Source organism: Pseudomonas sp. B33.4, assembly GCF_034555375.1.
Lineage (GTDB): Bacteria > Pseudomonadota > Gammaproteobacteria > Pseudomonadales > Pseudomonadaceae > Aquipseudomonas.
The window spans coordinates 4,494,102-4,508,318 of sequence record NZ_CP140706.1; the positions used below are offsets into that span (position 1 = coordinate 4,494,102).

The following is a 14,217-nucleotide window of genomic DNA, read 5'->3' on the forward strand; positions in this document are numbered from 1 at the left end:
ATGAACCCGCCGCTGAGTAAACCGTTGGCGCCCTCTTGGGTCAGCCGATTCAAGGAACAGAGCCTGGAGCGTGGCCGCCGCTACGCCGTGGAAAACCGGGTACGTATCGCCCAGGTCGGCGACGCAACGATTACCGCCAGTTGCGAAGGCTCTGGCGGTAACGTTTACCGTCAGACGATTCATCTGCGCGAGTCAGCCAAAGGCACTTTGTTGCTGGTGGACGCTGGCTGCACCTGCCCGGTGCGCAGCAACTGCAAACACTGCGCAGCGGTGTTGCTAAAAGTGCAGGAAACCCTCGATTACCCCGCCGCCGCCAAAGACGCCGAGCTGTTGGAAAAACTGCAAGCGGTGCTGGAAAACCGCAGCCCGAAAGCCCCTCCGCAAGTGTTGGTCGACAACGTTCAACCCTTGCCGCGCCTGTGGCTGGCCAGTGTCGAGTTCAGCGCTTTCGAACCGCGCAACGGCAAGATGCAGCGCTACATTCAGCATCGCGCGGCGTTGTCGTTCAGCTATCTCGACGAATACGTCAGCGGGCAAAAGAACAGCGACATCCTGATTCGTCAGGAAACTCAGACGCTGCGGATAAAACGTCACCCCGAAGTCGAACAGTCCTACCGCGAACAGTTAAGAATCCTCGGTTTTCGCATCGCCACGCGCCAGAGCAAGGCGCTGCCGGAAAGCGCGGGCGAACTGTACGAGATGGTCAATGACAGCGCCTGGCTGACCTTCACCCTCAACGACTTGCCGAAGCTGCGCACTCAAGGCTGGGAATTGCAGATCGATGAGGAATTCGGCTTCGATCTGACTGCCGTGGATGACTGGTACGCCACCGTCGAACAGGTGCCGGAGCGCGACTGGTTTGATCTGGAACTGGGGATCATCGTCAACGGTGAGCGCCTGAGCCTGCTGCCGATCCTGCTCAACCTGATGCGCTCGCACGCGGAAATCCTCAATCCTGAACGCCTTGCGCGCCGTCGCGATGACGAGCTGATCCTGGTGAATATTCCGCAGCGCAACAGCGAGCACGGGCCGTTGCAGGTAGCGCTGCCGCTGGGTCGATTGAAGCCGGTGCTGATGACGCTCGGCGAGTTTTATCTGCAGGAGCCGGGCGAAACCACCCTGCGCTTGAGCAAGGCGGATGCGACGCGGCTCAACTCACTGGAAGGCTTGCCGCTGCTGTGGGAGGGCGGCGAGCAGATCCGCACCTTTGCTCAGCGCCTGCGTGATATTCGTGACTTCAGCGCTGAAGCGCCGCAGGGCTTGAACGCGACACTGCGTCCTTATCAGCTCGAGGGTTTGAGCTGGATGCAATCGCTGCGGCAACTGGAGGTTGGCGGGATTCTCGCGGATGACATGGGGCTGGGTAAAACCCTACAGACCCTGGCGCATATTCTCAGTGAGAAAATCGCCGGTCGCCTCGATCGCCCGTGCATGGTGGTGATGCCGACCAGCCTGATTCCGAACTGGCTGGATGAGGCGGCGCACTTCACGCCGCAGCTGAAAGTGGTCGCGCTGTACGGTGCCACTCGCAAAAAGCACTTCGACAATCTGGCAGATTTCGACCTGATCCTCACCACCTACGCGCTGCTGCCCAAGGACGTCGAACGTCTGGCCAAGCAACCGCTGCACGTGTTGGTGCTGGACGAAGCGCAGTACATCAAGAACCCCAACAGCAAAGCCGCTCAAGCCGCGCGCGAGCTTAATGCACGCCAGCGCTTGTGCCTCAGTGGTACGCCGCTGGAAAACCACCTGGGCGAGCTGTGGTCGCTGTTCCACTTCCTGCTGCCGGGCTGGCTCGGCGACGTGAAAAGCTTCAATGCCGATTACCGGGTGCCGATTGAAAAGCGCGGCAGTGAAGTCAGACTTCAGCACCTGAACGGTCGGATAAAACCATTCTTGCTGCGTCGCACCAAAGAACAGGTCGCCACCGAGCTGCCACCAAAAACCGAGATCATCCACTGGGTCGATCTCAACGAAGCGCAGCGCGACGTGTACGAAACCATGCGCCTGGCGATGGACAAGAAAGTCCGCGACGAGATCACCCGCAAAGGCGTGGCGCGCAGCCAGATCATCATTCTTGAGGCGTTGCTCAAACTGCGTCAGGTTTGCTGCGATCTGCGCCTGGTCAATGACGTCACCCCGCCCGCTCGCGGCAGCACCTCGGGCAAGCTTGACAGCCTGATGGAAATGCTTGAGGAATTGTTCGAAGAAGGACGGCGGATTCTGCTGTTCTCGCAGTTCACCTCGATGCTGTCGTTGATCGAGGATGAGCTGAAAAAACGTAACGTGTCCTACGCGCTACTGACCGGCCAGACCCGTGATCGGCGCACGCCGGTGAAGGAATTCCAGAGCGGCAAGCGTCAGATTTTTCTCATCAGCCTGAAGGCTGGTGGCGTCGGCTTGAACCTGACTGAGGCTGATACGGTGATTCACTACGATCCGTGGTGGAACCCGGCAACCGAGAATCAGGCGACCGACCGCGCGTATCGAATCGGCCAGGAGAAGCCGGTATTCGTCTACAAGATGATTGCCCGGGGCACGGTGGAAGAGAAGATTCAGCACCTGCAGAAGGAAAAGTCCGACTTGGCGGCGGGCGTGCTGGATGGGCGCAAGGCCGGGGACTGGAAGCTGCAGAGTGATGATATTGAGGCGTTGTTTGCGCCGTTGCCGGACAAGCTCGACAAGCGTTGAGATCTTCGTCGCCTGTTAAATAGCTATCGCTGGCAAGCCAGCTCCCACAGGGTTATGAGCTGTACACAAAATTGTGATTCAACTCGATACCTGTGGGAGCTGGCTTGCCAGCGATGGGGCCATCAGATAATAGCCTCAGACTTCCCTGGAAACAGGCAACGGCGCAAACAGCGCCTCGATGTCAGTCTGCTCCAGCTTCCAGCCACCCGTCGTCCCGCCTTCAAGCACCGCCCCGGCCAGCGCCGCCTTCTCCTGCTGCAGCGCCTGTATTTTTTCCTCTACCGTGCCGCGAGCGATCAGCTTGTAAACGAATACCGGGTTGTTTTGCCCGATTCGATACGCACGATCGGTGGCCTGACTCTCCACTGCCGGGTTCCACCAAGGGTCGAAATGGATCACCGTGTCCGCAGCGGTCAGGTTCAAACCGGTCCCACCGGCCTTCAGGCTGATCAGAAACAATGGCACCTTGCCGCCCTGAAAATCCTTCACCGGCGTGCGTCGATCCGTGGTGTCACCGGTCAGCAGCGAATAGGCAATGTCACGTTGCTGCAATTCTTCCTCGATCAACGCGAGCATCGAGGTGAACTGCGAGAACAGCAGAATCCTGCGACCTTCGCCCAGCAACTCCTCGAGCATCTCCATCAAACTGACCAACTTGCCACTGCCGGAGCGTAGCGCCTTCGCTGTCAGCGGCATGTTGATCAAGCGCAAGTCGCAACAGACCTGCCGCAGCTTGAGTAATGCATCAAGAATGATGATCTGACTGCGCGCCACGCCACTGCGGGCAATTTCGTCGCGCACTTTTTTGTCCATCGCCACGCGAACCGTTTCATAGACATCGCGCTGGCCGTCGCTGAGATCCACCCAATGCACGATTTCGGTTTTCGGTGGCAACTCGGTGGCGACCTGGTCCTTTTTGCGGCGCAGCAAAAACGGCTTGATGCGCGCTGTCAGGTGCTGCATGCGCTGAACATTGCCGTGCTTCTCGATTGGAGTGCGGTAATCACGATTGAAGGACTTGCTGTCGCCGAGCCAACCGGGCATGAGGAAATGAAACTGCGACCAAAGCTCGCCCAAGTGGTTTTCCAATGGCGTACCGCTCAGGCACAAGCGCTGGCGGGCCTGCAAATCGCGTGCGGCCTGCGCGGCTTTGCTGAGCGGGTTCTTGATGTTCTGCGCTTCGTCGAGAATCAGCACGCTCCACGTCTGTGGCTGCAAGGTCTCCAGATCCCTGGGCAGCAACGCGTAAGTGGTCAGCACCAGATCGTACTCGGCCAGATCAACGAAATCCTTTTGCCGACCAGAGCCGTGCAGCGCCAATACTTTCAACTGGGGAGTGAAACGCTCGGCCTCGTCGAGCCAGTTGGGAATCAGGCTGGTCGGCATCACCGCCAGAGCCGGACAATCAAGGCGACCGGCGTGTTTTTCCGTGAGCAGATGCGCCAAGGTCTGCAGTGTTTTGCCCAGCCCCATGTCATCGCCCAGAATGCCGCCGACCTCAAGCTCGCGCAGGGTCTGCATCCAGTTCAGGCCTTCGAGCTGATAGGGGCGCAGTTGCGCGTTAAGGCCGGCCGGCGCAACGACCTGGGTGTGAATGGAATTCTGCAAGCGCTTGGCGAAGGTGCGTAGCCGCTCTCCCCCCTGCCAATCCAGCGGCACGCCATCGAGCATACTCAAGCGCGCGGCATCCGGGACACTCAAGCGCAGTGCATCGCCCTGATGACCGCCCAGGTGCAACTCGCCCAGCGTGGCCATCAGCGGCTTGACCCGACTCAGCGGCAGCGCGACCTTGGCGCCCGAAGAGTCACCAAAGCCGCTGGGCTTCAGTTCGATCAGGAGTTTTTCGTCATCGCTGCGCTGTGCCAGATTGACCGGGTCAAGCAAGCGCGGCTGCGTGCGCAACAGGTGCAGAAGGATTGGTAGCAAACTATAGCGCTGACCATTGACGACGATACCCAACTGCAAATCAAACCACTGATGCCCAGCCTCTTCTTCGACCTCGGCGTACCAATGCTCAACCGGTTGCACATTGAAATGAAAGCCGGGACTCATCTCCACTTCCCAGTTCGAGGCGCGCAACGTGGCAAGCCCTTCGTGCATAAACCCGAGCCAGGCGGAATCATCCGGCAACGTGAACATCTCGCCGGGACGATCCAGCGAACTCTTGCGCGTGGCCTTCTTGAAGCCGTGCTTTTGCAGGATCTGGCGCAGCCGCTTTTCCACCGCAGGCTGGCGTTGAATGCGCTGGGTTTCGGTGCCGTTGAGGATCATTACTTCCGGGTTGCGATCCACCGTCGGCTGGCCGTTGTAGGTAAACACCAGAGCGGCACGGTGCTCCAGAACGTATTCCCAGCGCGACCGCTCCCGACCGCTGACGAGGGTCAGTTGTGGCTGCGGTAGTACGTCGTCGATGACTCGTTCGGTCAGTTGATGGGGCGGCGGGATTCTCGTCGCAGCGCTCATGCGATGGCTGAACTGCATGGCCTGACGCGCCGGAATGTCCGGCGCCAGAGTCAAATGACTGGCCAGTTTTTCTTCCAGCTCATTGAACAGAGGGCCAATCTGCCGCTGTTCACGATCCAGGTAATAAAGCGGCTCCAGCGCCAGCACGGTTTCCTGCGCCGCCTCGGCGCTGCTCCACTGCGCGCGGAACCCGCCGTCGGCCTGCTCGGCCCAGGCGAACTGGCCGATGCGTTTCGCGCCAGACATCAACGGTTGCAGATTCTCGAAATCGAGGAACAGCCGCGAGGTGCGCAAGAGCATTTCCAGCAGTTCGGCGCCGCTGCTGCCTTCCAGCGGATAGCCGCTGTAATAGGCGTGGTGAGAGTGCATGGCAACCAGCAGCCTGGCAACGCGCAGATCCAGCTCGGACAGGTAGCCGGGCTGCCGCATGAGCATTTCCGCCTGCGAATACATCGGTTTGACTTCGCGTAACTCGCCGCTCTTGAGCTGGGAAACCTTGAAAATATCGAGCAGCCACTTGCCGCTCACAGGCGTTGGCTTGAGCTTGTAAAACAGGCGCGTGCCTGCGGTTTGCGCGCCGTCTTCGGCAGGCTTGGACGGCACGGGGATGGTCGAAAGCCAATGTTCCAGCGCCCGACCCAACTGGATCTGTGCGTCACTCTCAGACGCATCATCAGCACCGCCCTGCAGGTGATAGAGCACCGCAGCGCAGTGCTTGCAGTCGATTACGACAGGACAGCTGCACAGGCAACGCAAGTTGACGGAACCCAGGCGATCTTCGGACAGGTAAATGGTTTGTTCATACGCCTGATTTTCCGAACCGACGCAGAACGCCTCGATCTTTTTGTCATTGATCTCGATGATCTCTACCCGGTCATCGGCGGCATAAGCGCGAGCCTTGGCCAGCGCCTTGCTACTGAATGCCTGAGTCCAGGCCAACGACTTGAGCCGCTCGATGAAAATGCTCATGAGCAGCCCTTAGCCGGCCAACACCCGTGCCAACGTCGACTTCACCTTGCCCATGCCATCGTGCAATGCCTGCTCGATCTCGGCCATGGTGATCACGTCGGTGGTCTTGCCCGCCGCCGGGTTGACCACCAGTGCCAGACAGGCGTAATCCAGATCCAGTTCACGCGCCAGCGCGGCTTCCGGCATGCCGGTCATGCCGACGATGTCGCAGCCATCCCGTTCCAGGCGCACGATCTCGGCGACCGTTTCCAGACGCGGGCCCTGGGTGCAGGCATACACACCCTGATCGCTGTACTCGCAACCTTCGGCGGCCACAGCGGCGATCAATTGCTGGCGCAACGGCTCGCTGTAGGGAAAGCTGAAGTCGATATGGGTGACGTGCTCCAGATCATCGGCGAAAAAGGTGTGCTCGCGCCCGCTGGTGTAGTCGACGATCTGATGCGGCACGCAGAAATGCCCGGTGCCCATCGCCGGATGAATCCCGCCCACGGCGTTCACCGCGATGATCGCTTCGGCGCCGGCCTGCTTCAACGCCCACAGGTTGGCGCGGTAGTTGACCTTGTGCGGCGGAAAACGATGCGGGTGGCCATGACGGGCGAGGAACAGCACTTCCTTGCCGGCGTATTCGCCAATTTGCACGTCGGCCGACGGCGCGCCGTAGGGCGTGTCCACCGCCAGCGATTGGCGAATGGTCAAGCCTTCGAGTTGGGTCAGGCCGGTGCCACCGATGATTGCGTAAACCGTCATAGCGAAAAATCCTTAATCGATCAGTTGAGCGTCTTTGAGCGCGCCGATGGCGGTGAGCCAGCGCGGATCCTGGCGATATTCGGTGCTGGCAATCGCCTGACCGCGCATGCGGGCGATGCGCGCGCACGGCTTAACCTTCATGCGCTGCGCGGCGCTCAGGGCCAGTTCGGCAGCGGCGCGGTCATTGCACACCAGGCCCATGTCGCAACCGGCAGTCAAAGCGGCTTCGATGCGGCTGGCGGCATCGCCGACCACATGGGCGCCGGCCATCGACAGGTCGTCGCTGAAGATCACGCCGTCGAACTGCAACTCGCCACGCAGGATGTCCTGCAACCAGCGGCGGGAGAAACCGGCTGGCTGCGAATCCACCTGCGGATAGATGACGTGCGCCGGCATGATCGCGGCCAGTTGTTTGCTGAGTTTGGCGAACGGCACGAGGTCGTTGGCGCGGATCTCGTCGAGACTGCGTTCGTCATTCGGGATCGCTACGTGGGAATCCGCTTCCGCCCATCCGTGGCCAGGGAAATGCTTGCCGGTGGCGGCCATCCCGGCGCTGTTCATACCGCGAATGAATGCACCGGCGAGCACCGCAGCACGCTCGGGATCACCTTCGAAGGAACGGGTGCCAACCACGGCGCTACGCTGGTAATCCAGATCGAGTACAGGGGCGAAACTCAAGTCGAGCCCGACCGCCAGCACTTCAGTCGCCATGATCCAGCCGCATTGTTCGGCGAGGTATTCGGCGTTCGGGTTATCGGCGATGGCACGCATGGCCGGCAGGCGCACGAAGCCTTGGCGCAGACGCTGCACACGACCGCCCTCTTGATCCACCGCCAGCAGCAGATCCGGACGAATCGCACGAATCGCCGCGCTGAGCTCACGCACCTGACGCGGATGCTCGATGTTGCGCGCGAAAATGATCAGGCCGCCCACTTCGGGCTGACGCAACAATTGGCGATCTTCGGCCGTCAGCCAGGTACCGGCGACGTCCACCATCAACGAGCCTTGCAGGCCAGCAGTCATAGAGATTCCTTGAAAACGAAAAACCCGATCCGCAGCAAATCGCTACCGTGAGCAACGCTCGGCAGGTCAGCAATTTCTATGAGGATCGGGTTCAAAACGAGAGTTGGCATGGGCGGCTAGCTTAGCGGATACAAGCTGCCGCGCCCACCCGTGCGCGGTTAAACCTTGGCGGCGACCGGCGTTGATTTGCTGCGTGGACGCAGCTGTGCAGTGGCCATTGCCGCGTCGGTGACACCGGTTTCGGCACGCATGCCTGCTGCGAGGAACGGCACCATCAGGCGCATCACTTGCTCGATGGAGGTATTGACGCCGAAATCGGTCTCGGCGATCGCGCGCAAAGCCTTGATACCGGACATGCTGAACGCGGCAGCACCGAGCATGAAGTGCACGCGCCAGAACAGCTCGATTGGCGGAATGCGTGGCGCAGCTTCGTTGACCAGCAACATGTAGCGACGGAACACCTTGCCGTACATATCTTCCAGATAACGCCGCAAGTGGCCTTGGCTCTGGCTGAACGCGAGGCCGAGCAGGCGCATGAAAATCGACAAATCGTTGCCGCTGCGTGGTTGAACCACGAGGGCTTGCTCGACGAGGATTTCCAAAAGCTCTTCAAGAGTCGGCTTGTTTTCAGGCTTTGCCTGACGGCGCTCCAGCTCTTTATCGAGACTGATGCAGAACGGCCCGAGGAAGCGCGAAAACACCGCCTGAATCAGCGCTTTTTTCGAGCCGAAGTGGTAGTTCACTGCTGCCAGGTTGACGCCAGCCTTGCTGGTGATCAAACGCAATGAGGTTTCAGCGAAACCTTTCTCCGCGAACAACTGCTCGGCAGCATCAAGAATGCGTTCAACGGTTTCCGACTGGGCCATGGCTACTCCGCCTGACAAACACTTGTTTGAAACATACGTTTCAGCCTGTGCCTTGTCAAGCCTGCCAGTTCGTTTTGGGAATGGTCGGTCAGCTATTTAACCACACAAGCCCGGCGCTTTTATCAGCAGCACTGCCGACCGTCCGGCGGCAGGCAAAAAAACGGGCATTGCCAAGACCGTTTCACTGTATATAATCCCAGTCACTGTATAAAAAGACAGAGCGATCAATATGCTAAAGCTGACGCCACGCCAAGCCGAGATTCTGGCCTTTATCAAACGTTGCCTCGAAGACAACGGTTATCCGCCAACCCGTGCGGAAATCGCTCAGGAACTGGGTTTCAAGTCACCGAACGCGGCTGAAGAACATCTCAAGGCGCTGGCCCGAAAAGGCGCTATCGAGATGACCCCTGGCGCTTCTCGCGGTATTCGCATACCCGGCTTCGAAGCCAAAGCCGACGACTCTACCCTGCCGATCATTGGCCGGGTCGCTGCCGGCGCACCAATCCTCGCCCAACAGCACATCGAAGAATCCTGCAATATCAACCCGGCCTTCTTCCATCCGCGCGCCGACTATCTGTTGCGCGTGCACGGCATGAGCATGAAGGACATCGGCATTTTCGACGGTGACCTCCTTGCCGTGCACACCACCCGCGAGGCGCGTAATGGCCAGGTCGTCGTCGCCCGCATCGGCGATGAAGTGACCGTCAAACGCTTCAAGCGTGAAGGCAGCAAGGTCTGGCTGATTGCCGAAAACCCTGAGTTCGCCCCTATCGAAGTCGACCTGAAAGATCAGGAACTGGTGATCGAAGGCTTGAGTGTCGGCGTAATCCGCCGCTAAAAGGAGGCTTTATGCAGTTCCCACACACACCTCAGCAAACACAACTGCCTTTATTCGAAGCGTTTCTGGCGCAACCGATGGCGCCGATCCTCAAAGAGGTCGTCGAGCGCCCATGGAATGCCGAACCCGAAGTATTCAGTGAGCTGTCACTGCGTGGTGCGGCCGGGAACTGCCTGAACCTGCTCGCCCCGATCCTTCGCGAACTCAGTGAAGATCAGGACGCGCGCTGGCTGACACTGATCGCACCGCCTGCCAGCCTGACCCAAACATGGCTGCGGGATGCCGGCCTGAACCGCGAACGCATTCTGCTGCTGCAACCACGAGGCACTCAAAGCGCTCAGCAACTGGCATGCGAAGCTCTAAGATTGGGTCGCAGTCACACCGTCGTCACCTGGCTCAACCCGCTGAACACGAACGCGCGGCAACAACTGATCAGCGCCGCACGCACAGGCGATGCTCAGAGTCTGAACATTCGTTTAGGTTAATTGTTGGCAATACGCGCTGTGTGAAGCGCAGGGCTTCTCCAAGGACAGAGAAGCCGATCTGAAGCGGTAACGTCTAAATGAAAAAAGACGGGGATCAATGAAGAACCCGCGGCCCCTCTTCCTTATCGAACTCGCCTTCGACCATACGTCCAGCCATCTGCACACCGACGCTTAACATCGCCTTGGCGATTTCCACATGCTGACCTTGCAGGAACGCCTTGGCATCCTCGGAGAAATCCAGCGTCACCAGAGAACCCTCGTCCTCGGCCCTGCGCAGCTCGATTCGGCCGTCGGGTAACTCGACAATTTCTAGAAAGGACGTTGGCATATAGGTCTGTTCTCCACGAAAGGCAGGGATTATATAGACATCATTCAGGCTTCGCTCGGGATCTTGACCAGCAGCATGTTTCAGATTGCCACCGTGTCAATTGTTCTCAGCACTCGTTCAAGCCTTCGCGAAAACGAATGGCCAAGCCTTTCAGATTCTGCCGCCAGCTCTCCAGCTCCTCTCGACTCAACTCTTCTGGCGCTTCTTCTTCATCCAGATTGATCGCTTGAATCAACGGCTGTGTCACATCTCCCTTGGGCTTGTGTGGCACACGTGGCGGTTGAAACAGTGCCGAATGCGCAGCCAGCAATTTAGCCAGCCATGTCTCGGAGTTACCCGCCAGCTCAACCATCTCAGCCAGCTCAGGGATAGCAATCGACTCCAGGACTTCACGCGTCAACAGCATCTCTGCCCGTGGCGCATTCGCCTGCGGCAGACGATAGAAGCCAGCGATCTCATGACAAAGGCCCAGCAAGGCACCGTAGAGATGGAACAAAGCCGATTCACGACCAGCCTGAATCAGCGCCAGAGAATTCATCGCCCGGCCTTCTTCAGCGCGAGCCAGAGCTTCCAGCGACAGGCCGGCGAAATAGATCTTCTGATTGGTACGGGTATAGAGTTCGTGAGCCATGACGGCGCTCTCCACAACGAAATAATTGCTTCACACAGGCCGGACAGTGTCATGGATCAGCCGATCCAACCGCAAGCACAAAACAAAAAGGCCGCATGAAAACCCAAGGGTTCTCATGCGGCCTTTGCAGTGACGGACTAACGCTTACTCAGCCTTGGCCTTCGTACGCTTGTCTTCAACCGTCCACTTGCCGCCGTCGTAGTAGGCCTTCCAACCGGTAGGCTTGCCGTCGACTTCGGTCTGCACGTATTGCTCCTTGGTCTTGCGGCTGTAGCGAATCACCGCTGGCAGACCGTCAGGGTCCTTCTGCGGCGCTTCACACAGGAAGTGATACTTCGGATCGATCTCATCCTTGTGCGGCAGAATCTCGATCACCAACGGAGCACGGGTCTCGCGGTTTTTCGGGAACTGACTGGCCGCCAGGAACAGACCAGACGCACCATCACGCAGGATATAGGTGTCGTTGACCTTTTCGCATTTGAGCTCAGGCATCTTCACCGGATCCATCTTCGGCGGCGCTGCATCACCGCTTTTCAGCAGTTTGCGGGTGTTCTTGCACTCAGGGTTGGTGCAACCGAAGAACTTGCCGAAACGGCCAGTCTTGAGCTGCATCTCGCTGCCACACTTGTCGCATTCAAGGCTCGGACCTTCATAGCCCTTGATGCGATAGCTGCCTTCTTCGATTTCGTAGCCGGCGCAATCCGGGTTGTTACCGCAGATGTGCAGCTTGCGCTTCTCGTCGAGCAGGTAAGCGTCCATGGCCGTGCTGCAGATCGGGCAGCGATGCTTGCCGCGCAGTACCAGCGATTCCGACTCACCCTCGTCGTCCGCAGCGATTTCGTCGCCCGGCACCAGGTTGACGGTCGCCTTGCAGCGCTCTTTCGGCGGCAGGTTGTAGCCCGAGCAACCGAGGAAAACGCCCGTCGAAGCAGTACGAATCTGCATCGGACGACCACAGGTCGTGCACGGAATGTCGGTCATGACCGGCTGGTTGGCGCGCATGCCGCTTTCAGGGTTTTCGGCTACTTCGAGTTTCTTTTTGAAATCGCCGTAGAACTCGTCGAGCACGCTTTTCCAGTCGCGCTCGCCCTGCGCCACATCATCGAGGTTCTCTTCCATGCCGGCGGTGAAGCCGTAGTCCATGAGGTTGGAGAAGCTTTCCGACAGACGCTCGGTGACGATGTCGCCCATCTTTTCCGAGTAGAAACGACGGTTGTGCAGGGTCACGTAGCCACGATCCTGAATGGTCGAAATGATCGCAGCGTAAGTCGAAGGACGACCGATGCCGCGTTTTTCCATTTCCTTCACCAGACTGGCTTCCGAGTAACGCGCCGGTGGCTTGGTGAAGTGCTGGGACGGATCGAGCTTGATCAGCTTCATCACGTCGCCCTGCGCCATATCAGGCAGAACGTCGTCATCGCCTGGCTTGGCAATCTGCGGCATGACACGGGTATAACCGTCGAACTTGAGGATACGGCCCTTGGCGCGCAGCTCGAAGTCGCCAGCGCCTACGCTGACGGTGGTCGACAGATATTGTGCCGGCAGCATCTGGCAAGCGAGGAACTGGCGCCAGATCAACTCGTAGAGACGCTCAGCGTCACGCTCCATGCCGGTCAGCTTGCTCGGAATGGTGTTGGCGTCGGACGGACGAATCGCTTCGTGAGCCTCTTGTGCGCCTTCCTTGCTGCTGTAGACGTTCGGCGTTTCCGGCAGGTACTTCTTGCCGAACTCGTCTTCGATGTAAGTGCGCGCCATCGCCACGGCGTCAACCGAGAGGTTGGTCGAGTCGGTACGCATATAAGTGATGTAGCCGGCTTCGTACAGACGCTGGGCCATCATCATGGTTTTCTTCACGCCGAAGCCCAGGCGGTTACTCGCAGCCTGTTGCAGGGTCGACGTGATGAATGGCGCCGAAGGCTTGCTGCTGGTCGGCTTGTCTTCGCGCTTGACGATGCTGTAGCTGGAAGACTTGAGCTTCTCCAGCGCGGCCATGGCCTGGGCTTCGTTGAGCGGCTTGAAGGCTTCGCCTTTCTCGCGAGCCACTTCGAAACGCACGGTCGAGCCTTTGGTGGTGCCGAGATCGGCATGCACTTCCCAGTACTCTTCCGGGTTGAACGCACGAATTTCGCGCTCACGCTCAACCACCAGTTTCACGGCTACCGATTGCACACGACCGGCGGACAAGCCACGGGCGATCTTCGCCCACAGCAGCGGCGAGACCATGTAACCCACAACGCGGTCAAGGAAACGACGCGCCTGCTGTGCGTTGACACGATCGATGTCCAGCTCGCCCGGCTCCGAGAAGGCTTCCTGAATCGCCTTCTTGGTGATTTCGTTGAACACCACGCGCTTGTAGCGGCTGTCGTCACCACCGATGGCTTCGCGCAGGTGCCAGGCAATGGCTTCCCCCTCGCGATCCAAGTCGGTTGCGAGATAGATGGTGTCAGCATCTTTGGCGAGCCGGCGCAGCTCTTCGATGACCTTCTCTTTACCCGGGAGGATCTCGTACTTGGCTTTCCAGCCATGATCGGGATCGACACCCATACGCGAGACCAGCTGCTTGCGCGCTTTCTCTTTCGGCGAGAGCACCGGACCTTCGCCCGCAGCAGCCTTGCCGCGCTTGGCGGCGGGCTCTTTGCTGGCGCTAGCCGAACCGCTGGTGGGCAGGTCTCGGATATGGCCGATACTCGACTTCACCACGTATTGGTTACCCAGATACTTGTTGATGGTCTTGGCCTTAGCCGGGGATTCCACAATGACCAGCGATTTGCCCATGGATCAGAAAATTCCTGAATTCTAGAAGTGAAAGGCGATTGGCGCCTGACGCGGCACCGCTATATATAGTTGATACAAGGTGAGGTCAAGCACAGGGTTCTGTGCGCACCCGCCTTATGCCTTGGAAAAAAGGCTTGGTTCGGCTTGCACCAAAGCAAAGCGTGGCACCTGCTCGCCGTCAACCTCGACTGACTCGAGAAACATGCTCAGAGGGCGCACCCAGAAGCCGTAATCGCCATACAGGGCTTGGTAAAAGACCACTTCTTCTTCAGTCTCGGAATGCCGCGCAACACTGAATACGCGGTACTGCGGACCTTTGTAATGTTGGTAGAGCCCAGGTTGTATCGGCATGTGTTGGCCCTCACTCAAATTTTTTCAAAATAAAAACAAAATAAATCCAC

At 58.9% G+C, this 14,217-nt stretch carries 11 protein-coding genes; 3 read left to right on the top strand and 8 right to left on the bottom strand.

The annotated features are described in order from the left end of the window. Positions 1 to 2,691 carry a DEAD/DEAH box helicase gene (locus tag U6037_RS19700; RefSeq protein ID WP_322844237.1) on the top strand — a complete coding sequence of 897 codons (2,691 nt, stop codon included), beginning with the start codon at positions 1 to 3 and terminating at the stop codon, positions 2,689 to 2,691. A gap of 135 nt (positions 2,692 to 2,826) precedes the next feature. Here the strand turns inward: U6037_RS19700 and U6037_RS19705 are convergent, their stop codons facing one another. The 4 genes from U6037_RS19705 to U6037_RS19720 all read right to left on the bottom strand — a co-directional run bounded on the left by U6037_RS19705 (position 2,827) and on the right by U6037_RS19720 (position 8,759). Next, entirely contained in the window at positions 2,827 to 6,123 is a 3,297-nt protein-coding gene (locus U6037_RS19705; protein ID WP_322844238.1) for a DEAD/DEAH box helicase, read from the bottom strand. A 9-nt stretch (positions 6,124 to 6,132) separates the two neighbouring features. Next, on the bottom strand, positions 6,133 to 6,870 hold the full coding sequence (locus U6037_RS19710) for an S-methyl-5'-thioinosine phosphorylase (protein WP_322844239.1): 738 nt from the start codon (positions 6,868 to 6,870) through the stop codon (positions 6,133 to 6,135). 12 nt (positions 6,871 to 6,882) lie between these two features. Then, positions 6,883 to 7,893 carry a beta-N-acetylhexosaminidase gene (gene nagZ, locus U6037_RS19715; protein WP_322844240.1) on the bottom strand — a complete coding sequence of 337 codons (1,011 nt, stop codon included), beginning with the start codon at positions 7,891 to 7,893 and terminating at the stop codon, positions 6,883 to 6,885. A gap of 158 nt (positions 7,894 to 8,051) precedes the next feature. Then, positions 8,052 to 8,759: a TetR/AcrR family transcriptional regulator gene (locus U6037_RS19720; RefSeq protein WP_007910473.1), complete on the bottom strand. Its 708-nt coding sequence runs from the start codon at positions 8,757 to 8,759 to the stop codon at positions 8,052 to 8,054. A 229-nt stretch (positions 8,760 to 8,988) separates the two neighbouring features. Here U6037_RS19720 and lexA point away from each other — a divergent pair, with 229 nt between their 5' ends. Both lexA and sulA read left to right on the top strand, forming a co-directional pair. Beyond that, positions 8,989 to 9,597, top strand: a complete 609-nt coding sequence (lexA, locus tag U6037_RS19725; protein ID WP_003226590.1) for a transcriptional repressor LexA — start codon at positions 8,989 to 8,991, stop codon at positions 9,595 to 9,597. Positions 9,598 to 9,608: 11 nt separating this feature from the next. Next, positions 9,609 to 10,082, top strand: a complete 474-nt coding sequence (gene sulA, locus U6037_RS19730) for an SOS-induced cell division inhibitor SulA (RefSeq protein WP_322844241.1) — start codon at positions 9,609 to 9,611, stop codon at positions 10,080 to 10,082. Between the two features lie 94 nt (positions 10,083 to 10,176). On the opposite strand, the gene U6037_RS19735 is transcribed toward sulA, so the two are convergent. From U6037_RS19735 to U6037_RS19750, 4 genes are all read right to left on the bottom strand, one after another. After that, positions 10,177 to 10,410: a hypothetical protein gene (locus tag U6037_RS19735; protein ID WP_003226592.1), complete on the bottom strand. Its 234-nt coding sequence runs from the start codon at positions 10,408 to 10,410 to the stop codon at positions 10,177 to 10,179. Positions 10,411 to 10,516: 106 nt separating this feature from the next. Then, the gene (locus U6037_RS19740) at positions 10,517 to 11,041 is read right to left on the bottom strand and encodes a DUF6586 family protein (RefSeq protein ID WP_007910470.1); all 525 of its coding nucleotides are present in this window, start codon (positions 11,039 to 11,041) and stop codon (positions 10,517 to 10,519) included. 144 nt (positions 11,042 to 11,185) lie between these two features. Further along, positions 11,186 to 13,816: a type I DNA topoisomerase gene (gene topA, locus U6037_RS19745; RefSeq protein ID WP_322844242.1), complete on the bottom strand. Its 2,631-nt coding sequence runs from the start codon at positions 13,814 to 13,816 to the stop codon at positions 11,186 to 11,188. Positions 13,817 to 13,930: 114 nt separating this feature from the next. After that, a complete protein-coding gene (locus U6037_RS19750) occupies positions 13,931 to 14,167 on the bottom strand; it encodes a DUF1653 domain-containing protein (RefSeq protein WP_007910467.1) in 237 nt (78 codons plus the stop codon). Positions 14,168 to 14,217: the final 50 nt, after the last annotated feature.

Bases quoted from the DNA above. Each gene is read 5' to 3' on its own strand.
- lexA (WP_003226590.1), top strand. From the start codon at position 8,989: ATGCTAAAGCTGACGCCACGCCAAGCCGAGATTCTGGCCTTTATCAAA.
- nagZ (WP_322844240.1), bottom strand. From the start codon at position 7,893: ATGACTGCTGGCCTGCAAGGCTCGTTGATGGTGGACGTCGCCGGTACC.
- U6037_RS19750 (WP_007910467.1), bottom strand. From the start codon at position 14,167: ATGCCGATACAACCTGGGCTCTACCAACATTACAAAGGTCCGCAGTAC.
- U6037_RS19735 (WP_003226592.1), bottom strand. From the start codon at position 10,410: ATGCCAACGTCCTTTCTAGAAATTGTCGAGTTACCCGACGGCCGAATC.
- U6037_RS19740 (WP_007910470.1), bottom strand. From the start codon at position 11,041: ATGGCTCACGAACTCTATACCCGTACCAATCAGAAGATCTATTTCGCC.
- U6037_RS19720 (WP_007910473.1), bottom strand. From the start codon at position 8,759: ATGGCCCAGTCGGAAACCGTTGAACGCATTCTTGATGCTGCCGAGCAG.
- topA (WP_322844242.1), bottom strand. From the start codon at position 13,816: ATGGGCAAATCGCTGGTCATTGTGGAATCCCCGGCTAAGGCCAAGACC.
- U6037_RS19705 (WP_322844238.1), bottom strand. From the start codon at position 6,123: ATGAGCATTTTCATCGAGCGGCTCAAGTCGTTGGCCTGGACTCAGGCA.
- U6037_RS19710 (WP_322844239.1), bottom strand. From the start codon at position 6,870: ATGACGGTTTACGCAATCATCGGTGGCACCGGCCTGACCCAACTCGAA.
- U6037_RS19700 (WP_322844237.1), top strand. From the start codon at position 1: ATGAACCCGCCGCTGAGTAAACCGTTGGCGCCCTCTTGGGTCAGCCGA.
- sulA (WP_322844241.1), top strand. From the start codon at position 9,609: ATGCAGTTCCCACACACACCTCAGCAAACACAACTGCCTTTATTCGAA.